The sequence below is a fragment of the Trinickia sp. genome, assembly GCF_051961175.1.
Lineage (GTDB): Bacteria > Pseudomonadota > Gammaproteobacteria > Burkholderiales > Burkholderiaceae > Trinickia.
In genome coordinates, this window is sequence record NZ_JBQCDN010000331.1 from 1 (window position 1) to 2,067 (window position 2,067).

Sequence of the window (2,067 nt, forward strand, 5' to 3'; positions counted from 1 at the left end):
CGATCTGGCGAATCCGCTCACGCGTCACGTCGAATTGCTTACCCACTTCTTCCAACGTGTGATCCGTGCTCATCTCGATACCGAAACGCATCCGCAGCACCTTCGCTTCGCGCGGCGTCAACGAATCAAGCACGTCCTTCACGACATCGCGCATGCTCGCGTGCAACGCGGCATCCGACGGCGCCACCGTATTCGAATCCTCGATGAAATCGCCCAGATGCGAATCGTCGTCGTCGCCGATCGGCGTTTCCATCGAGATCGGCTCCTTCGCGATCTTCATGATCTTGCGGATCTTGTCCTCGGGCATCTCCATCTTTTCCGCGAGCGTGGCCGGATCGGGCTCGAGCCCCGTCTCCTGCAGAATCTGCCGCGAAATACGGTTCATCTTGTTGATCGTCTCGATCATGTGAACCGGAATCCGGATCGTGCGCGCCTGGTCCGCAATCGAACGCGTAATGGCCTGGCGAATCCACCACGTAGCGTACGTCGAGAACTTGTAGCCACGGCGATATTCGAACTTGTCCACGGCCTTCATCAAACCGATGTTGCCTTCCTGGATCAAATCGAGGAACTGCAAGCCGCGGTTCGTGTACTTCTTCGCGATGGAAATCACGAGACGCAAGTTCGCCTCGGTCATTTCCCGCTTGGCTTGCCGCGCCTTCAATTCGCCGGCCGCCATCTGGCGGTTCGTTTCCTTCAAGTCCTTCAACGGCAGCACCACACGCGCCTGCAAATCGAGCAAACGCTGCTGCTGCTCGCGAATAGCCGGAATGTTGCGCGACAGGATCGCGCTGTACGAATGGCTTTCCGCCACGACCTTCTCGGACCAATCGAGATCGGTCTCGCTGCCCGGGAAGCGCGCGATGAATTCCGAACGCGGCATGCCGCACTTATCGACGACGATGTGCAAAATCTGACGCTCGACCTGACGCACTTCATCCACCTGTGCACGCAGCGTGTCGCACAGACGCTCGACCGTACGCGCCGTGAAGCGGATCGACATCAGTTCGTTCTGGATCGTCTCTTGCGCCTTCAGGTACGACTTCGACTTGTAGCCTTCCTTCTCGAACGCACGACGCATCTTGTCGAACCATTCGCTGATCATGGCGAACTTCTCGAGCGAGGTACGCTTGAGCGCTTCGAGTTGCGCGGCGTTGGCCGTGGCTTGCGCGGTGCCATCGTCCTCTTCTTCCTCGTCGCCCTCTTCTTCCTCTTCCTCTTCGCTCTCGTTCTCGATCGCCTCGGCTTCCTGCGCCGAGAAGCCGTCGGTGTCTTCCGCGTTCGGATCGATCAGGCCATCGACGAGCTCGTCGATACGGATTTCATCGTTCGCGACGCGCTCAGCCATCGCGAGAATGTCCGCGATCGTCGTCGGGCACGCCGAAATCGCCATGACCATATGCTTCAGGCCGTCTTCGATACGCTTCGCGATCTCGATTTCGCCTTCGCGCGTCAACAGCTCGACCGTACCCATTTCCCGCATGTACATACGGACAGGATCGGTCGTACGGCCAAACTCCGAATCGACCGTCGAGAGGGCAACTTCCGCCTCCTCTTCCACTTCGTCGTCCGACGAAACGGCCGGGGCGTTGTCGTTCAACAGCAGCGTCTCAGCATCGGGCGCCTGCTCGTAGACAGCCACACCCATGTCGTTGAACGTGCTGATGATGCCTTCGATCGCTTCCGTTTCGGCGAAATTGTCAGGCAGATGATCGTTGATTTCGGCGTACGTCAGAAAGCCACGCTCTTTGCCGAGCTTGATCAGCGCGCGCAGCTTCGAACGGCGCTCTTCGAGCTCCTCCGCCGTGCCGGGCTGAGTGGACGCGAACGCGTCCTTCAGCAGCGCCTTCTCCTTGGCGCGGCGATCGCGCGCCTTGGCCTTCTCGCCCTTGCCCGGCGTTACTTGCTGCTCTTCGGCTTGGGTTGCGTCGTCATCGACAGATACTTCGTTCAGCTTTTTCGTCATGGAGTTCGCCGTACCGGCTATAGTCTCGACTCGCGGCTGCTGGACTTCAGCCGGTTGCACCGTGGATACTTGGGTATCGCGCACTGCCGAATCGTCCGGCG

The 2,067-nt window shown here is 59.4% G+C and carries 1 protein-coding gene; it reads right to left on the bottom strand.

The window, feature by feature from the left end; translation table 11 throughout:
* The coding region (rpoD, locus tag ACTHL0_RS19735; RefSeq protein ID WP_440568561.1) for an RNA polymerase sigma factor RpoD at positions 1 to 2,067 on the bottom strand (2,067 nt) is incomplete at both ends.